The following is a 17,481-nucleotide window of genomic DNA, read 5'->3' on the forward strand; positions in this document are numbered from 1 at the left end:
TCAGGTATATACCTCTCATGATTTAGATGAAACTTTGATATAAGCCGTAAAGTGCAATAAGTAAAAGTAATAAACCGCATAGGCCTAATATTTTTGGATATAAATGACTGTTAGAAAGGCGACGGAAAAATATATAAACCAAAGATAATGTCAGGAAGTCTAAAACGATCCATGTCAGGGTGAGGGTGGTTAGACTTAAATTTAATTGTGGTGTAATAGAGACAAATTGCGGAAAGAAAGCCGAGAAAAATATAATATCTTTAGGGTTTGAAATACCGACGAGAAAGCCTTTTTTAAAGCCGCCATTTTGTGCTGAAACTGTTTGTATCGCTTCTGGGTGAGGGGCCTGAATCACTTCTTTAAGAATACTGAAACCTAAATAACCAATATATAGACAGCCTAAAATACGAATGATATTAAGATAACTATCGTTAACACTGAGCACTCCCTTTAAAACGAGCACTGAAATAAAAATTAAGACAAGAGAGGCTAAATTTGTACCAAAAATGGTTTCAAGCGCTTTTTTATAGCCCCCTTTAAGTCCAGCGCTGGCAACTAAAATCATGACAGGACCGGGGGTAGCAATCATAATAACTACGCTAAAAATAAAGAGAAAATAATCAAAATAATTCATGGTGTTTTGAGCATCTTATTTATTAGGCTATAAAGTAGCCTTATATTATCTTATTTAAAATAAGATATTGAAAATTATCATCAAAAGTACAGACAAATAAAAAGGCGGTATATCCGCCTTTTTATAAATTTTGAAGATTAACTCAAATGTTCACCAAATAACGCTAAAGCTTCTTCAGCAGTAAAGGTGTATTGAGTATTACAGAACTGGCAATCCATACGAATCGGGTTCTGTTCTTCTAACGTTTCATGAACAGCACCTACACCAATTTGAATAAGCGCATGTGCACAGCGTTCTTTTGAACATGTACAGCCAAATTTTAATGCTTCAATTTCTGGTAAACGAACTTCTTCTTCGTTATATAAACGATATAAGATTTCATTTGCATCTAAATTGGTGAGCTCTTCCGCTTTTAATGTTTCGGTCAACATGGTCAAGCGTGGCCATAAATCTTCATCGACCAATTTTTGCTCTTCTTCATTATGACGTGGTAAAAGCTGAATGAGTAAACCACCAGAGCGTTTAGTCGTACTCGCTAACACAATGCGAGTTGGAATTTGCGCAGACAAATCGTAATACTGCATGAGGCAACCAGCTAAGGTGACTTGGTCAAGCGGCACAATTCCTTGATAACGCTCGCCAAATTCCGGTTCAATATTAATAAACAAAACTGGATTAACTAAAGCGCCGAGAACTGTGCTGCTGTCTGTTGCTTCAATGAAGCGTGGATCCGTTTCGTAATCTGCTAGAGCACGAACTTCACCTAAATGATTACATTCAGCCATTGCCCACTTAAAGGTGCCGCTAGCCTGGATTTGCAAGCTGATACGGCCTTTGATTTTTAGTGTACTTGCAAGTAATGCAGTCGCACTCAACATTTCACCTAGCAGAATTTTAACCGCAGGCATATAGTCACGTTGAGCTAAGATAGTTTGTAGTGCCTCTTCTAGATGAACTACTTCCCCACGAACTGGAAAGTTCTCAATATAAAAGCGTTGGCGTAAATCAGACATAATATTCTCCAGGGCCCTAAGCAGAGTATAACTATTTCGTTTTAATCAAGCTTAGGAAATGCAGCGAAGCCGCAAGCGGGACAGGGGCAGCTTTGTGCCCATTGTCCAATTATTTAGGCAATGTGAATAAGTCCTTAATATAGCCATTTTTTGAAATCTCAAGTTATTCTAGATGATCTCGTGTAATATCGATGCGATTTGGTTGTAAATGACGCTTTAAATTCACATCGTGTTTTGATGTGGCCTGTTGCTGCGCATCACTTTCAAACAAATGCTCAAGTTCGGCTAAGGCATTACGATGTGTTTCAAAGATCTTCTGTTCATCAGTATAAATACTTTGCTGCTGTAGGAGCAATTTCTCATCATAATCCCGAAAGATTTCGATATTGTTATAGGCTTGTTCATCAGAGATACCGAGTTCTCGCAAGGCACGATAAGCCATACCTAATGAAGATAAATACGTCTCACGCCAAATGTATTCCACGCCTAAATCTCTTAAAAGATGTACATGGTGACGGTCCCGAGCACGAGCCAACAGCTTTAAGTTTGGATAATTTAATCTAAGATGGCGAGCGACATTCATTGAATCTTCAACATCATCAATCGCTAAAATAAATACTTTGGCTTTTTCAATACCCGCAGAACGCAGTAAATCTGGTTGAGTCACATCGCCATAATAAAGTTTACCGCCGTATCGACGAACAAAGTCGACTTGATGAAGATTGTTGTCGATTGCGGTAAAGCCCAAATGTTGCAGGCGGGCAATACGCGCGATAATTTGTCCAAATCGACCAAAACCAGCAATGATAATCGGGTTATCTTGCTGAGGAATTTCATCATATTCAGGTGGACGTTCTTTATTAAACAGAGGAATGATCTTAGTTGCCATAATCCAGTAAATCACTGGTGTGAGAACCATCGACAACGTCACAATAAGGGTCACTGGCTCTAATAGAGCTTGAGTTAAAATCTTTTCACTTTTTGCAAGGCTTAAAATTACAAAAGCAAATTCACCACCTTGTGCCAAGCAAGTACCCAATAGCAAACTATTGTTCCAACTGTATTTTTTATAGCGGGCAATGGCAGTCAATATTAGTGTTTTGATGAGCAATAAGCCGACTGCTCCACCAATAATGAGCCAAGGCATTTCAATGAGTAATGACAGCTGAGTAGTCATACCCACGGTCATAAAGAATAAGCCAAGTAGTAAACCCTTAAACGGTGCAATACTTGCTTCAACTTCGTGACGAAATTCTGAATCTGCTAATAATACGCCTGTGAGGAACGCGCCTAACGTGGTGCTAATTCCTAAAGTGTCCATAAGTAAGACAACGGCAAGAATAATAAATAATCCTACTGCTGTAATAAGTTCAGTCGCTCCACTTTTGGCAACAAAGCGGAAGAATGGACGCATCACATAGCGACTAAACAAAAACAAGCCCGTAAAGGTTGCAATAATCGCCGCAAAATAAGCAATCCCGTGATGGGTTGATTCTGTTCCTGCCAATAATGGAATGATGGCAAGTAAGGGAATCGCCGCTATATCTTGAAAGAGCAAAATCGAAAAAGACTGCTGACCATAAGTCGTGTTGAGCTGCTGCTTTTCAGTCAGAAGCTGTAATACAAAAGCGGTAGAAGATAGCGCAAGGGCAAAACCAATGACAAAGCTGACAGAAAGCTGCTGCTTAAAGAGTAATAGTATGATCAGCATAAGTACGCCACCGCTAATGAGGACTTGCAGACTTCCCATTACAAAAATAGAGTCACGCATTTCCCACAACCGCTGTGGTCTTAGTTCTAAACCAATCAGGAACATCAATAAAATGACACCGAATTCGGCAAGTTCCATAATCGCTTCAGGGTCATGTGCAATATTTAAAACACTAGGACCTAGAAGAATGCCTGTAAATAAATAACCTAAAACTGTTGCTATCCCTAGGCGTTTGCCAAGAGGGACTAAAATCAGAGAAGCTCCAAGAAAGATTGTTGCTTGCAGTAGGAATGACATTCATTGCCTCGAATGTATTAGTCTTTTTTAAGTGTAAAGCCAAAAAGACTTCTTCACACCATGATATTCAAATCATCTAATTAAATTCTTGCGGATCGACATCAATTGATAGCCTGAGTTGATGCTGTCTTGGGGCATGAACCAGTTGAGACCACCATTGTCTTAAGTAAAAATGTAGGCGAGCACGGTCGGCAGATAAAATCACCATGTGGGCACGGTAGCGTCCCGCTTTACGTTCCATTGGGGCTGGAATAGGTCCCCAAATATCAACAATCTCACCAGCCACTTGACGAAGTTGCTCGGCAGCTTCATTTAAAAATTGTAAGGTATAGTCTCGATCTTTAGATTCTGCACGTATCAGTACTGCATAGCGATAAGGCGGCAGCAAAGCAACTTTACGTTCAGCCAGCGTTTGTTTGGCAACCGCGCGATAATCTTTTTCGATGAGTGTGGTTAGTAGTGGGTGATCAGGCCTTAAGGTTTGTAAATAAACATGACCTTTGTGTTCACCACGACCTGCACGACCAGCGACTTGTACAATCAGCTGCGCCGTACGTTCTGGCGCACGGATATCTACACTGAGTAAACCTGCATCAATATCTAAAATGGCAACTAATGTGACATGTGGAAAATGATGGCCTTTTGCCAACATTTGAGTGCCGAGTAAAATTGTTGGTTTGTTTTGATGAATACGGTCGTAGATTTTTTGCCAGCTTCCGACACGACTGGTACTGTCACGATCGACCCGAATCACATCATGATCTGGAAATAGTTCTTGTAAGTGCTCTTCAACTTTAGCTGTTCCTGCACCTAAAGTTTTTAAGCTTTTTTGCTGACATTCAGGGCAATGATCGGGTAGGCGATGAATGGTTCCGCAGTGGTGGCAATGTAAATAAGAATAAGGTTGGGTGTGCAAAGTAAAATGCGCGTCGCAATGTGGACAATTTGCTTGCCATCCACAGCTTTCACAAACCAGTACAGGTGCATAGCCACGACGGTTTAAAAAGATTAAAACCTGTTCTTTTCTAGCTAATGTATGTTTGATTTGTTCAATAAGGGGCTGGCTAATTCCATGCTGTTTTTTAACAATTTTAAGGTCTATCAAATGCATTTTAGGCAAAAGTGCATGTCCAGCACGTTTGTTGAGTTGCAGTCCAGTTAATTTGCCAGTTTCAACCAAATAATAACTATCAATACTTGGTGTTGCGGACCCTAAAATCACAGGGCAGCTTTGCAAATGACCGCGATACAGTGCGACATCACGCGCATGGTAGCGGAAGCCTTCTTGTTGCTTATAAGACAGGTCGTGCTCTTCATCTAAAATGATTAAGCCCAAACGTGGCAGTGGTGTATAGATGGCAGAGCGTGTCCCTAAAATAATAGACGCTTTTCCGGTTTGTGCCTGTTGCCATGCTTGCAAGCGTTTAGAGTCATTTAAGCCAGAGTGCAATAGGGCAATATCACAGTTAAAACGAGATTTAAAACGGGAAATAGTTTGAGGGGTTAAACCAATTTCAGGCACTAACACCAGTACTTGTTTACCTTGCTTTAGCACCTCATGCATGATGTGCAAATAAACTTCAGTTTTACCGCTACCTGTTAAACCATCTAGCAAAAATGCTTGGTATTGATGCTGGGCTTTAATGACATGTTGGGTCGCTTGCTTTTGATCTTCATTTAGCGTGAGCGGCATTTGTGCCAATTGAACAGGTGTTGGGCTAAAGTCGTGTGGTTCGAGCGTACAGTCTACTAGTCCTTTCTTTTGAAGCGCTTTAAGCGTTGCAGTTTCTACACCACTTAAATTTAGAATATTTTCTGTTGTTCCAGCAGGATGTAATTTTAAAATCTGATAGGCATCTTGTTGCTTCACCGAGCGTTTAAGCAGAGTTTCAACATCGTCACAGGGAGTGATTTTCCATAGATGGAATAAAACATCCATCGGTTTACCCTGACGCAATAAAGCTGGAATAGCCGTTTGCATGACCTCACCAATTGGAAATTGGTAATATTGTGCAGACCATGTCAATAAACTTAAAACTTGTTCATCTAAAATAGGTTCTTCATCTAAAAGATCAGAAATGGCTTTAAGTTGAAATTTGCCCGTAAATGGCTCAAGTGGATTTACTTTTTCAGTAATGATGCCGATCAGGTTTTGGCGTCCAAATGAAATGGCGACGCGTGAGCCTACATGAGCCCGTTCATATTGTGCTTCGGTGAGTGTATAGTCAAAAGTGTCGTACAGATGCACAGGTACGGCTACACGCACACGATAAACAACTGAATCAGGCTTTGGCGTTATGGTCATAGAGGCTCATTTCGTCAATTTTAAAAAACGGCATAGCGTCGTGAAGAGGACTTGGGTATTCTACACAGGCTATAGAACGAATATGAATGATTGCGTAGCATAGATGCAACAGCAGCGACTATTATTTTTGGAAAATTAGAACATTACCATGCCTGCATATCAATTTACTGCCATTGATGCTTCAGGGAAGCAGCAAAAAGGAGTGCTTGAGGGAGACTCAGCACGCCAGATTCGCCAACAATTACGCGATAAAGCATGGACACCAATTAGCGTTGACCCTGTTGAACAAAAAGATAAACATCAGAGTCAGGGGTTATTTCAAAAAAAGTTCAGTGCTTATGATTTGGCACTCATGACCAGACAACTTTCTGTTTTGGTTGCAGCAGCAATTCCTCTAGAAGAAGCATTACGTGCGGTGAGCAGACAAAGTGAAAAACCGCATGTGCAAAATCTTTTATTATCTGTTCGTTCTCGCGTTTTAGAAGGGCATTCGCTTGCACAAGGGATGCAGCAATCTGGACGGTTTCCTGACCTCTATATTGCAACGGTCGCAGCAGGTGAGCGTTCGGGGCATTTAGATCTAATTTTAGATCAGCTCTCGGATTACACCGAAAACCGTTCTGCAATGCAAAAAAAAGTTCAAGGTGCCATGATTTACCCAATCATTTTAATGCTGATGTCTTTTGGTATTGTGATGGGCTTAATGACTTATGTTGTGCCAGAAATTGTAAAAACATTTGACCAAAGCAAAGATGCTCTACCGTGGATTACAGTTGCTTTAATGAAAGCCAGTGATTTTATTCGGCATGCTTGGGTGTTTATTATTATTTTTGCAGTTGTGGGAGTGGTCGCATTCGTAAGATTTTTAAAAACCACTGCTGGGCATTACGCTTTTGATCGATTAACACTCAAATTGCCATTATTCGGTAAATTGTCACGTGGTATTAATTCTGCACGATTTGCCAGTACCTTATCTATTTTGACGCGTTCCGGCGTGCCTTTGGTGGATGCTTTAAAAATTGGTGCAGCAGTGACCAGTAATTGGGTCATACGCGATTCAATTGCCCATGCAGCTGAGCGTGTTACCGAAGGTGGTAACTTGGGTACACAGCTTGAGCGCAGTGGTTATTTCCCACCAATGATGGTACAAATGATTCGAAGTGGTGAGGCATCAGGCGAACTGGACCGCATGTTAGAACGTGCATCGACCATGCAAGACCGTGAGGTTACAACATTTATTTCAACCTTACTGGCATTACTTGAACCACTTATGCTGGTTCTAATGGCAAGCATTGTACTGGTTATTGTAATCGCGGTTATGCTACCAATCGTAAATATGAACAATATGATTTAATAACTTTGATATTAGAGATAATGATGAAAGTAAAAAATATTCAAAGCGAAACCGCGATGGAACAACATAGTGAATCTGCGGTTTCAAATCAGTTTGAGCCAACGTGCTATTCCGAGCATAGCTCTGCATCAGATGTTTGCTCCTCAAGCGTAGCTTTCGGACTTGCGGCACGTTCGAGCGGTGCTCGAATGAAACATGCCTCAGGCTTTACCCTCATTGAAGTCATGGTCGTGATTGTAATTTTAGGCGTGTTAGCAGCGTTAATCGTACCAAATGTCATGGGGCGTAGTGAAAAAGCTAAAATTGATACTACCCAAATTACATTAAAAGGTGTGGCAGGTGCTTTAGATCAGTACAAGCTCGATAACGGACATTTCCCAACCATGCAAGAAGGTGGACTAGATGCTTTGGTTAATCAGCCTGCAACAGCGAAAAACTGGATGCCGGGTGGCTATGTAAAAGGTGGTTATCCTAAAGACAGCTGGAAAAATGATGTTCAATATGTCATTCCAGGGGCAGATGGTCGAGCTTTTGATTTGTACTCATTTGGAGCAGATGGCAAAGATGGTGGTGAGGGCAATGATGCAGATATTTATTATCAACCTTAATTAAAAATATAATAGAGATTATCAATTCGTTTAAAAAGATAAACCGATAAGTACGAATTGATAATCTTTCTTAATCAGGAAAAATATAATAACTACATGAAAAATATAAATTAAAATTAATGATGATATTTGAGATTTATAATAAGAATTATTCCCATATTTAATAGTTACAAGAAAGTTAAAATGTAGAGAAAAATAAGCTATATATTTAAAAGAAAGCTTTGCATAATAAATAAAAAGCACTTTATTTAATTAAAAGGAGAGATTAAATGAAAGCATTTCTCATATTAGATGAACTGACTCAGTTTCATTGGGTAATGCTCAAGTCTGTCCTATTGATTTTGGGTCTATTGCCAATCGCTGAAGTTTCATTAAAGCTATGGCTGAGTACAGAAGGCAGTAGCCAAATTATGATTGGTTTCTTCGCATTAAGTATTGTGAGTGCGTGGTTAATGGTGAGCTTCTTTACTGCATTAAAAGCGAGCGTCTGGCAAGCTAAACAAATATCTACTAAATATGAGCAATTGCTTTTTAAAGCTTATCGTTATGTACCGATGGTCTTTTTATCGAGTTTAGTTGCATATTTATCTCTGCAATTATCGATCGCTTTTTAATGATATTTTAAAACCAAATTTTTAAATAAAACGTAGACTAAACATCTACGTTTTATTTCTTTTAAACAGGGTGTACCAAAAGTGCAGTGATTTTACGGACAACAGGTAAGACTAAGAGTAGCGTTGGAAAAGCAATTAACCAAGAAATTGCCCATGCAGACATCCAGATATGTATAGAAAATTGCTCCAATCCTAGGCTTCGTAAAGTACTGACCATGGAAACTACAAAAGTCATAATGATGGATAGAAGAAAAGGTAAAACAATAGCTGTATAGCGACTTGGAAGTTTCTTAAAATTATATAAAGTTTTTTGGTTTTTCATTTTGACTCCGTAAACAAACAAACGCCTGTGCCATTCAAAATATAAAAATATTTTGAAGAAATAGCTTCATGCATTGGTGGACGTATATTGGCACGTTGATTGACGTAAACGTTTACGGCTTTTTAATCAGCGGATTTAATTTAACATGAAATTTTCAAACTAAAAATAAAGGAATACTTTATTTTTGAATATTATATGTTTTTTATTTAAAAGTTTATGAATATAAAGAAGACGAAGTGGAACAGATCGAGTGGAATGATTTTTTAAAGGTAGAGCTTCGCGTGGGTAAAATTATTGAAGCTGAAGTTTTCGAAAAAGCACGAAAACTTGCCTATATTTTGCATGTCGATTTTGGTGAAGAGTTAGGGGTGCGTAAATCGAGTGCGCAGATTACTAAACTTTATCAGCCACAAGATTTGATTGGTAAGTTAGTCGTTGCTGTAGTGAATTTCCCTAAAAAACAAATCGGACCTATTCAGTCAGAATGTTTGGTGACAGGATTTCATAATGCAGATGGGGATGTAGCACTTTGTATCCCAGAGTTTGAAGTGCCTCTGGGTACAAAGTTATTGTAAATTAGCGGCGGGATTTAAAAGAAACGTCAACTTTACGTGGACGATACACCCAACCTAAAATCAGCAGTAATATTGCAAACCCTAAAACTGGATAATCACCTAAACGGTTGTAAAGGGTTTGACCTTGCATAGCAGGTAAATCACCTCTCAAGACAAACTCTTTATCGAGCGGTGCTTGTTCAGTGATATGACCATTTTGATCAATAAAAGCTGTTACACCTGTGTTGGTTGCACGAATAAACCAGCGACCATTTTCTTTCGCTCGCATCTGCACCATTTGTAAGTGTTGCCATGGCCCAGCAGTACCTGTAAACCAAGCGTCATTAGATACAGTCACTAAAAAGTCGCTGTCTTCTGCATTACGTCGGGTAAGGTTCGGGTAAGCCACTTCATAACAAATTGCAGCAGCAAGCGCATGCCCTTTGATCATGAGTGGTTTCTGGTTACTCTCGCCACGTGAAAAACCACTCATGCTAATATCATTTTGCATGGCTGGTAATACCCATGAGAGTAAGCCCGATAGTGGAATATATTCACCAAAAGGTACGAGGCGCTGCTTTTTATAGAGACCGCTTGAATCGCTACCAGAAGCCATAATGCTGTTGTAATACAGCGGGCTACCCACTTCATGTGATTTGGTAACATCCCAGTAAGGAACACCAGTTACCCATGCAGTGTGGTTCTTTTTAGCTTGTGCATCCATTGCATCCAAAAACGGTTCAATGTCAGTTTGGAAGAGCGGAATTGAAGATTCAGGCCATACAATCAGGTCACGGCCCCATTCAGATTGAGTCAGACCAGCATAAATTTCTAATGTTCTAACTTGATATTCAGTCAGCCATTTTAAATCTTGTGGAATGTTACCTTGAATGAGCGAAACGCTAAGTGGCTTAGTGGCTTTAGGTTTTACAAACTGTATATATGATGCTCCCCATGCGCCCAAAACTAATAGGGCAGACGGGATAACCCAGAAAATACGCTTGCGCAGAACTTCAACTAAAGCACATGCTAATACAATGACGACGAAGGAAATTGCATAGATACCAAATAATGGTGCATAACCATCGAGTAAACGTTCAGTAAAAGCGTAACCTACAAACAACCATGGGAAACCTGTAAATACCCAAGTTTTTGCCCACTCGAAAACAATCCAGAGCGGTGCAAAAGTCAGGGGTGTTTCAGGGAAGAAACGTCGGTAAACCCAAGTCTGAAGTGCGGTAAATAAGCCCATAAGCAGGGCCATAATAGCAATCATACCCACGCTTAGAAAAGCATTGGTATCGCCATATACATGGATGGAAGTGTAGAGCCAAAAAGCCCCCACAAACCATAAACCGAAGCCATAGCTCCAACCAATAACAAATGCTTGTTTGGCTGAACGTTTATGGAGCGATGCATAGAGTAGGGCTGGAGATAAAATTGCCAACCACCACCAATAATAAGGTGCCAGTGAAAAACTGAACACGGCACCTGAAAATAAAGCAATGAGTAAAGGAAAAATTAAAGGAAGCTGTTTTTGTTGTTGCGAAGAATCTAACAGCTTTTCAAAGTATGCTCTCATTGACGTACAGCTCGAATCAGATGAATAGTGCGGGCATCTGCTTCAACGATTGTAAATAACCAATTTCCAAGCTCAACAGTTTGACCTTGTAAATCACTTACAAGACCAATCTCTTGAAGCAATAAACCGCCGACAGTTTCTACTTCATCGTCAGAAAAATCAGCATCTAAAACAGTATTGAAATGTTCGATTGGTGTAAGTGCTTGCACCATCCATGCATTTGCTACTGTGTGGTCATTGTCAGGAACAATGTACTGAGCATCTTCATCAGCAGTGTCATGTTCATCTTCAATTTCGCCAACGATTTCTTCAAGAATATCTTCGAGCGTAACAAGACCCGCTGTTGAACCATATTCATCAATCACAATAGCAATGTGAGTCTGAGTATGTTTCAACATACGTAGAACCTGATCGGAACGCGCACTTTCTGGAACAAATAAAGGCTGACGCATAAGAACTCGAATATCGACTTTGGTATTCGGTTCGGTTAGAAACGGCAGTAAATCTTTTGCGAGCAAAATCCCGACAACATTATCAGGCTGATCAGAAGAAAAGACTGGAAAGCGTGAGTGAGCAGACTCGACCAGTACATCAAGAATATCAAGTAACTGATCATCTTCTTGCAAACTGATCATTGCTGTTCGTGGTGTCATGACTTCACGAATTTTTGTAGCTGGAAGGTCAAGAACACCTTCAAGCATGGCAACAGTATCTGGTTCTAAAAAGCGACGTGAATTTTGGACTAATTTTAATAATTCATCACGGGTTTCTGGTGCTGTGCCTAACCATTTTCGTAAGCCGCGCATTCCCCACGACGGACTTGGTTCCTCTTGCATGATCTTTCCTAAAGACTCAATCTATCAAATGAATACTTTGAATCATACCGAAGAAAACATGCTTATGCATCTATAAAACAAGCTAAAAGACAAAACGTATATTGTTATGTAAAAGCCAGTTACAGTTAACAGCGCAGTAATTTGTTTATGCTAAAATGTGAAAATTCTATTTGTTCGAGTTTGTTATGTCAGAGCAACCCATTTCACCTACTGTACAACTCAATACGCGTGGTTTACGTTGTCCGGAACCTGTCATGATGTTGCATCAAGCCATCCGTAAATCTAAATCTGGGGATGTGGTTGAGGTCTTCGCAACAGACAATTCGACTTCGTGGGATATTCCTAAGTTTTGTATGCATTTAGGCCATGAGTTGCTTTTGCAAGAAGAACGCTTAGATGAAAATGGTCATAAAGAATTTCATTACTTGGTGAAAAAGGGCTAAAGCAAATGTCCAAAGCTTTAGCATCATGGGCTTGAGTCTAATAAAAACTAAAACAATCAACATACCTCATTGCAGGACATAAAGATGAAAAGTACTCCTTTATGCTTAGGGTTTACCTTTTGTATTTTGTTCAGTTCAATTGCATGCGCAAAACCCTGTGAAATTCCTGTACAAACCATGAATGTCGCAGGTTTAAGAGTTGGACAAAATATACGTGAGTTTCAAAAGCTTCACCCTACAGTGAAACAAGTGGTGTTAGGAGGAAATAATTACCAACTAGAGTTTGCCGATGGAGTTGATCCACAGATCAAAAAAGCAGGCGTCAGTTGGGTTAATCATATTGCTTATGATCTAGATACTGAAGTAATCAATTCATTCAGTTTAAGTTTTCTTGATGGCCCTATGGCAAGTTATGAGACGGATTTAGATCTTTTTAAAAACAGAATTCTCAATACATTTAAGGTTCCCCAAAAAGGCTGGGTGCAAAAGAATAATAAATATATCTATCAATGTGATGATTATCGAATTGAGATTCATCAGGACTATGGTGCTGCACATACAGCCATTGGATCAACAGTTATGGTATTTAGTAAAAAATCGAAGATATTCTAATAAAAAAACTCCCCTCAAGTGAGGGGAGTTTTTTTAAGGAATTACATATTTGGGTAGTTTGGACCACCACCGCCTTCTGGCGTTACCCATGTGATGTTTTGAGATGGGTCTTTAATGTCACAAGTCTTACAGTGAACACAGTTTGCTGCATTAATCTGGAAGCGTTTAGAGCCATCATTATCTTCCATGATTTCATAAACACCAGCAGGGCAGTAGCGCTGTGCAGGCTCATCCCATTTCGGTAAGTTTACGTTCACTGGAATTGACGGATCAGTAAGCTTCAAGTGAGCTGGCTGATTTTCTTCATGTACAGTGTTTGAGATAAACACAGAAGATAAACGGTCAAATGTAAGTTTGCCATCCGGTTTTGGATAGTTTGGCTTAAAGCTAGTTGCATCAACAGTTTTCAATGCAGCGAAGTCTTGCTTCAAGTCATGTAAAGTGAATGGCACTTTAAAGACGTTTTGGTCGATAAAGTTAAATGCACCACCAATCCATTGACCAAATTTATGCATTGCTGGGCCAAAGTTACGGGTGTTATATAACTCTTCTTTTAACCAAGAATTATTATATTTTTCAGTGTATGAAGTTAATTCTTTAGTGAATAAATCTTCACCTTCAGTAACACGTGCAATCGCAAGGTCACCGCCTTTTTCTACACCGGCAGCAATCGCTTCAAATACAGCTTCACCACATAACATGCCTGATTTCATGGCAGTGTGTGAGCCTTTGATTTTAGCCATATTCAGGAAGCCAGCATCATCACCAATTAAGCAGCCGCCTGGGAATGTCAATTTAGGTAATGAGTTGAAACCGCCTTTCACTACAGCACGTGCACCGTAAGAAATACGTTTACCACCTTCTAAATGCTGTTTAATCAGTGGATGAGTTTTCCAACGCTGCATTTCCATAAATGGATACATGTGTGGATTTTCATAAGATAGATCAATAATCATACCCAAGCTAACTTGGTTATTTTCAATATGATATAAGAACCAACCACCAGAAGAACCAGTTTCAGCCAATGGCCAGCCTGCACCATGCATGACCAAGCCTTCTTTATGTTTTGCTGGGTCAATTTCCCAAAGCTCTTTAATCCCGATACCGTAGTGTTGTGGATCAACATCTTTATCAAGGTTGTATTTCGCAATGAGGCGTTTACCTAAGTGACCACGGCAACCTTCAGCAAAGAGAGTGTATTTAGCGTGAAGTTCATAGCCTGGAGTAAAGTTATGCGTTGGTTCGCCATCTTTACCAATACCCATGTCGCCAGTTTGAATACCTTTTACAGTACCGTCTTCATGGTAAAGCACTTCAGATGCAGCAAAGCCAGGGAAGATAGAAACTTCTAGTTCTTCAGCTTTTTGACCTAACCAGCGAACCACATTGCCGAGTGAAACCGCATAATTGCCGTCATTGTGCAATGTCTTCGGTACCATCCAGTGAGGTACTTCTTTTGAGGTAGTGTCTGAAAGTAAGAAGAAAGTTTTGTCTTCAGTTACAGGTACATTTAGCGGTGCGCCTTCTTCTTTCCAGTTCGGGAAAAGTTCATTGATGGCACGTGGCTCAAGCACAGCACCAGACAAGATATGCGCACCTACTTCAGAGCCTTTTTCAACTACACAAACAGAAAGATCGGGTAAGTTATTTTCAATCGCTAATTGACGGATCTTAATCGCAGCAGACAGACCGGCAGGTCCTGCACCTACGACGACAACGTCAAACTCCATCGATTCACGTTCGATGTGTTCCATGTAGGACTCCTCAATACTTAAAGGTGGCAACCGTCATATTCAGAAATTCGGTGCTGCCGTGAGTGTTTTAATCCATAGGCGCAAATATGCTATTGTGCCTTTTATCGTTTTGGCTAGTATAGTTTTAAACCATGATCTAGCCAATTGGCTGAGTCGTCATATTTTTTCGTCAGCAAGGCATAAACTATGGTAAATCAAAATAATTCCCCATCGGATATGGGAAAAATACCGTTATCTGATGATAAAAACTTAATGAACATTGCACAATACTTAAAAGGTGTACAGCAAAGTCACAAAAGGTCAATTCCACCTTTAGAGCAGTGGCATCCAAAGCATTGCGGCAAAATGGATTTGACGGTTAAAGCCAATGGAGAATGGTGGCACGAAGGTCAATTAATTAAGCGCCAAGCTCTATTAGATCTATTTACCAAAGTCCTATGGAAAGAAGAAGGGAAATTCTACCTGAAAACCCCCGTAGAACAAATTGAAATTGAGGTTGAAGATGAACCTTTATTAGTCAATCAGGTCGATCAAGTTGAAATTTCAGGTGATCAATTTTTACAACTGACCACGACCAATCAAGATGTGATTTTGGTTGATGCAGAACATCCAATTTTTATGCGTGAATATGCAGGGGAGTTACGTCCTTATGTGCATGTTCGTTTTGGAATTAATGCGCTTATTCAACGTCAGTCTTTTTATCACTTAGTGAACTATGGAACACTCATCGAAAAAGAGAATGGTGAAACCGTTTTAGAGTTAAAAAGTGGTAATTTGCTCTTGCAATTAGGCACTTGAGGTTTAAGCTTTAGGAAGTGAAATTTTCTGACACTTCAGTACAGCTATGACCGCCATACAACCTCTATTTACCAATCTAGAACCTATGCCTAAAGCATCAGCAGATGCCCCAATTGGTATTTTTGATTCGGGAATTGGCGGAATGTCGGTTGCAGCAGAAATAGCCAGATATTTGCCGAATGAACGTATTGTGTATTATGCCGACACAGCCTACGTTCCTTATGGCCCACGTTCTGATGAAGAAATTAGAGAGCTCACAGCTCGCGCAGTCGATTGGTTATACCGCCAAGGTTGTAAAATTGCGGTGGTTGCCTGTAATACCGCTTCAGCATTTAGCCTTGACCATTTACGTGAACATTATGGTGAACACTTTCCAATTGTTGGTTTAGTTCCAGCATTAAAACCTGCCGTATTGCAAACACGTTCTAAAGTGGTTGCCGTGTTGGCAACACCTGCTACTTTTCGTGGGCAACTCATTAAAGATGTTGTCGAGAAGTTTGCTGTTCCGGCAGGTGTTAAAGTGATGACGTTAACTAACCTCGAACTTGTTCCTTGTGTGGAAGCGGGACAGCAAATGGGTGAGGCTTGTTTAAACGCATTAAAAGAGGTTTTACAGCCTGCCGCTGAGCAAGGTGCAGACTATTTAGTGCTCGGTTGTACGCATTATCCTTTCTTAAATGAAGCAATTCATCATCTTTTTGATAACCAATTCACACTGGTTGACTCAGGGGTAGCCGTTGCTCGACAAACAGCCCGTATTTTAATAAAAAATGCGTTATTATGTGACCAAATAGGTCAGAATGTTGCACGTATTGAATGTTATGTCAGCGGTAATAATGCCGAGGCATTGCAACCAGTTTTACAACATATGATTCCACAAGAGTTAACTTGGACACTTCATAATCTGAACTGATCTTTTTGATATCATTTAGAAAATAGTGTTTTTTTATATTTATTATTTTATTTGGGGCGGTTCATGATCTTGGCTGATTTTAAGTCACATACAGATCGTGGGGCGAAAGGGTGTTGTTATGCTCGATACACGCTATCAGATTTTTATTTCAACGTCTGGCCGCGATATGCAGCCAGAGCGAATGGTTTTGTCTCAAACTTTGGTGGGGATGGGTTTCTTTGCTTGGGGACTAGAACATCGAACACCTTTAACAACTACACTTGCACGTCGACAGATTGATGAATGTGATTATGTAATCTTACTTCTGGGAAGTCAGTATGGCGAACAATCGATTTCTGGTGTGAGTTATCTGTCTTTAGAATATGAATATGCGTTAAGTCAGGCTAAACCTATTATTGTGTTCATGCATGAACAGCCTGAAAGCCGTGAAATAGATTTACAAGAAACACATCCACAACTTAAAGATAAATTTCTCGCATTTAGAAAAAAGTTATTAAACGAAGCAAAGCATATTTTTTACTTTAAAACTCCACGTGAATTGGAGTTGGCTGTCCGTTTAAATATCCCTTTAATGATTGAACTGTATGGGGGACAAGGTTGGGTTCCTGCTCATCAAGCTCAGCAGTTAGAAGATGAAATTAGACTATTAAGAAGTAAAATTTTGCATTTAGAACAGCGAGTAACAGAGCCATCAGCGCAGTTAAATGAAGTTGCACCGCAAGATATTTTTGCATTTGAATATCAGATTCAAGCATTTCAGGATGGCAATTTTAAAGAGCTTAAACGACAACGACAAATGACGTGGTCTCAGTTGTTAAGCGTGCTGGCAAAGCGCTTTGAAACAGCTGTGCCAGAAGAGAATTTTGGAATTTGTCTGAATGAATATTTAAATCAGGCAGGCTTAGAAGATGCCCGTCAGGAATTACCTCGCGCACATGCGGTGGCCTGCGCACAGATTAATCATAAAGCGCTGTTTCGAATTAAAAATCAAATGCAATCACAAGGTTGGATTGTCCCAACGCAAACTGAGCAATCATATGGCCTCTGGAAACTAACCACTAAAGCTCAAAAGATATTGCTGAGTTATAAATGGAATCATCGAGGCGTTCGATTAAAAGCTTAGAGCGATTC

General features: G+C 39.9%; 17 protein-coding genes. 9 read left to right on the forward strand and 8 right to left on the reverse strand.

The annotated features are described in order from the left end of the window. Positions 1–22: 22 nt before the first annotated feature. The 4 genes from FY048_RS10345 to FY048_RS10360 all read right to left on the reverse strand — a co-directional run bounded on the left by FY048_RS10345 (position 23) and on the right by FY048_RS10360 (position 5,960). Positions 23–634 carry a LysE family translocator gene (locus FY048_RS10345; RefSeq protein ID WP_446091062.1) on the reverse strand — a complete coding sequence of 204 codons (612 nt, stop codon included), beginning with the start codon at positions 632–634 and terminating at the stop codon, positions 23–25. A 137-nt stretch (positions 635–771) separates the two neighbouring features. Further along, complete coding sequence (gene hslO / locus FY048_RS10350; protein WP_446091063.1) at positions 772–1,647, reverse strand: Hsp33 family molecular chaperone HslO; 876 nt, start codon at positions 1,645–1,647, stop codon at positions 772–774. 163 nt (positions 1,648–1,810) lie between these two features. Continuing rightward, positions 1,811–3,655 (reverse strand): monovalent cation:proton antiporter-2 (CPA2) family protein, encoded by a 1,845-nt coding sequence (locus FY048_RS10355; protein WP_446091064.1) that lies wholly within the window; start codon positions 3,653–3,655, stop codon positions 1,811–1,813. A 76-nt stretch (positions 3,656–3,731) separates the two neighbouring features. Next, positions 3,732–5,960, reverse strand: coding sequence for a primosomal protein N' (locus tag FY048_RS10360; RefSeq protein ID WP_446091065.1), 2,229 nt, complete (start codon positions 5,958–5,960; stop codon positions 3,732–3,734). Positions 5,961–6,108: 148 nt separating this feature from the next. Between FY048_RS10360 and gspF the strand changes: the two genes are divergently transcribed. The 3 genes from gspF (at position 6,109) to FY048_RS10375 (ending at position 8,536) form a co-directional block, all read left to right on the forward strand. After that, positions 6,109–7,314 carry a type II secretion system inner membrane protein GspF gene (gspF, locus tag FY048_RS10365; protein WP_252610575.1) on the forward strand — a complete coding sequence of 402 codons (1,206 nt, stop codon included), beginning with the start codon at positions 6,109–6,111 and terminating at the stop codon, positions 7,312–7,314. Between the two features lie 23 nt (positions 7,315–7,337). Further along, entirely contained in the window at positions 7,338–7,922 is a 585-nt protein-coding gene (gene gspG, locus FY048_RS10370; protein WP_446091066.1) for a type II secretion system major pseudopilin GspG, read from the forward strand. A gap of 269 nt (positions 7,923–8,191) precedes the next feature. Further along, the gene (locus FY048_RS10375; RefSeq protein ID WP_446091067.1) at positions 8,192–8,536 is read left to right on the forward strand and encodes a hypothetical protein; all 345 of its coding nucleotides are present in this window, start codon (positions 8,192–8,194) and stop codon (positions 8,534–8,536) included. 61 nt (positions 8,537–8,597) lie between these two features. Here FY048_RS10375 and FY048_RS10380 read toward each other — a convergent pair whose 3' ends face one another. Next, a complete protein-coding gene (locus tag FY048_RS10380) occupies positions 8,598–8,858 on the reverse strand; it encodes a DUF2798 domain-containing protein (RefSeq protein WP_446091068.1) in 261 nt (86 codons plus the stop codon). Between the two features lie 236 nt (positions 8,859–9,094). Here FY048_RS10380 and FY048_RS10385 point away from each other — a divergent pair, with 236 nt between their 5' ends. Then, positions 9,095–9,433, forward strand: a complete 339-nt coding sequence (locus FY048_RS10385; protein WP_446091069.1) for a tRNA-binding protein — start codon at positions 9,095–9,097, stop codon at positions 9,431–9,433. Position 9,434: 1 nt separating this feature from the next. Here FY048_RS10385 and lnt read toward each other — a convergent pair whose 3' ends face one another. After that, positions 9,435–10,994: an apolipoprotein N-acyltransferase gene (gene lnt / locus FY048_RS10390; protein WP_446091070.1), complete on the reverse strand. Its 1,560-nt coding sequence runs from the start codon at positions 10,992–10,994 to the stop codon at positions 9,435–9,437. Then, entirely contained in the window at positions 10,991–11,830 is an 840-nt protein-coding gene (locus FY048_RS10395; protein WP_004794939.1) for an HlyC/CorC family transporter, read from the reverse strand. The genes lnt and FY048_RS10395 overlap by 4 nt, the downstream gene beginning before the upstream one ends. 185 nt (positions 11,831–12,015) lie before the next feature. Between FY048_RS10395 and tusA the strand changes: the two genes are divergently transcribed. Together tusA and FY048_RS10405 are read left to right on the forward strand one after the other, a co-directional pair. After that, positions 12,016–12,273 (forward strand): sulfurtransferase TusA, encoded by a 258-nt coding sequence (tusA, locus tag FY048_RS10400; RefSeq protein ID WP_002053527.1) that lies wholly within the window; start codon positions 12,016–12,018, stop codon positions 12,271–12,273. A gap of 84 nt (positions 12,274–12,357) precedes the next feature. Then, a complete protein-coding gene (locus FY048_RS10405) occupies positions 12,358–12,885 on the forward strand; it encodes a hypothetical protein (protein WP_446091071.1) in 528 nt (175 codons plus the stop codon). 41 nt (positions 12,886–12,926) lie between these two features. Here the strand turns inward: FY048_RS10405 and FY048_RS10410 are convergent, their stop codons facing one another. Next, a complete protein-coding gene (locus tag FY048_RS10410; protein ID WP_446091072.1) occupies positions 12,927–14,639 on the reverse strand; it encodes a 4Fe-4S dicluster domain-containing protein in 1,713 nt (570 codons plus the stop codon). A gap of 186 nt (positions 14,640–14,825) precedes the next feature. Between FY048_RS10410 and FY048_RS10415 the strand changes: the two genes are divergently transcribed. From FY048_RS10415 to FY048_RS10425, 3 genes are all read left to right on the forward strand, one after another. Continuing rightward, complete coding sequence (locus tag FY048_RS10415; RefSeq protein WP_004794931.1) at positions 14,826–15,437, forward strand: DUF1285 domain-containing protein; 612 nt, start codon at positions 14,826–14,828, stop codon at positions 15,435–15,437. A 46-nt stretch (positions 15,438–15,483) separates the two neighbouring features. Next, a complete protein-coding gene (murI, locus tag FY048_RS10420; protein WP_446091073.1) occupies positions 15,484–16,350 on the forward strand; it encodes a glutamate racemase in 867 nt (288 codons plus the stop codon). A gap of 118 nt (positions 16,351–16,468) precedes the next feature. After that, positions 16,469–17,473, forward strand: a complete 1,005-nt coding sequence (locus FY048_RS10425; RefSeq protein WP_446091074.1) for a DUF4062 domain-containing protein — start codon at positions 16,469–16,471, stop codon at positions 17,471–17,473. The last annotated feature ends 8 nt before the right edge of the window (positions 17,474–17,481 follow it).

The sequence above is a fragment of the Acinetobacter sp. 1124_18A genome (assembly GCF_052824995.1).

Coding starts and splice junctions, on each gene's coding strand:
- FY048_RS10345 (WP_446091062.1), bottom strand. CDS start 634: ATGAATTATTTTGATTATTTTCTCTTTATTTTTAGCGTAGTTATTATG.
- hslO (WP_446091063.1), bottom strand. CDS start 1,647: ATGTCTGATTTACGCCAACGCTTTTATATTGAGAACTTTCCAGTTCGT.
- FY048_RS10355 (WP_446091064.1), bottom strand. CDS start 3,655: ATGTCATTCCTACTGCAAGCAACAATCTTTCTTGGAGCTTCTCTGATT.
- FY048_RS10360 (WP_446091065.1), bottom strand. CDS start 5,960: ATGACCATAACGCCAAAGCCTGATTCAGTTGTTTATCGTGTGCGTGTA.
- gspF (WP_252610575.1), top strand. CDS start 6,109: ATGCCTGCATATCAATTTACTGCCATTGATGCTTCAGGGAAGCAGCAA.
- gspG (WP_446091066.1), top strand. CDS start 7,338: ATGAAAGTAAAAAATATTCAAAGCGAAACCGCGATGGAACAACATAGT.
- FY048_RS10375 (WP_446091067.1), top strand. CDS start 8,192: ATGAAAGCATTTCTCATATTAGATGAACTGACTCAGTTTCATTGGGTA.
- FY048_RS10380 (WP_446091068.1), bottom strand. CDS start 8,858: ATGAAAAACCAAAAAACTTTATATAATTTTAAGAAACTTCCAAGTCGC.
- lnt (WP_446091070.1), bottom strand. CDS start 10,994: ATGAGAGCATACTTTGAAAAGCTGTTAGATTCTTCGCAACAACAAAAA.
- FY048_RS10395 (WP_004794939.1), bottom strand. CDS start 11,830: ATGCAAGAGGAACCAAGTCCGTCGTGGGGAATGCGCGGCTTACGAAAA.
- tusA (WP_002053527.1), top strand. CDS start 12,016: ATGTCAGAGCAACCCATTTCACCTACTGTACAACTCAATACGCGTGGT.
- FY048_RS10405 (WP_446091071.1), top strand. CDS start 12,358: ATGAAAAGTACTCCTTTATGCTTAGGGTTTACCTTTTGTATTTTGTTC.
- FY048_RS10410 (WP_446091072.1), bottom strand. CDS start 14,639: ATGGAACACATCGAACGTGAATCGATGGAGTTTGACGTTGTCGTCGTA.
- FY048_RS10415 (WP_004794931.1), top strand. CDS start 14,826: ATGGTAAATCAAAATAATTCCCCATCGGATATGGGAAAAATACCGTTA.
- murI (WP_446091073.1), top strand. CDS start 15,484: ATGACCGCCATACAACCTCTATTTACCAATCTAGAACCTATGCCTAAA.
- FY048_RS10425 (WP_446091074.1), top strand. CDS start 16,469: ATGCTCGATACACGCTATCAGATTTTTATTTCAACGTCTGGCCGCGAT.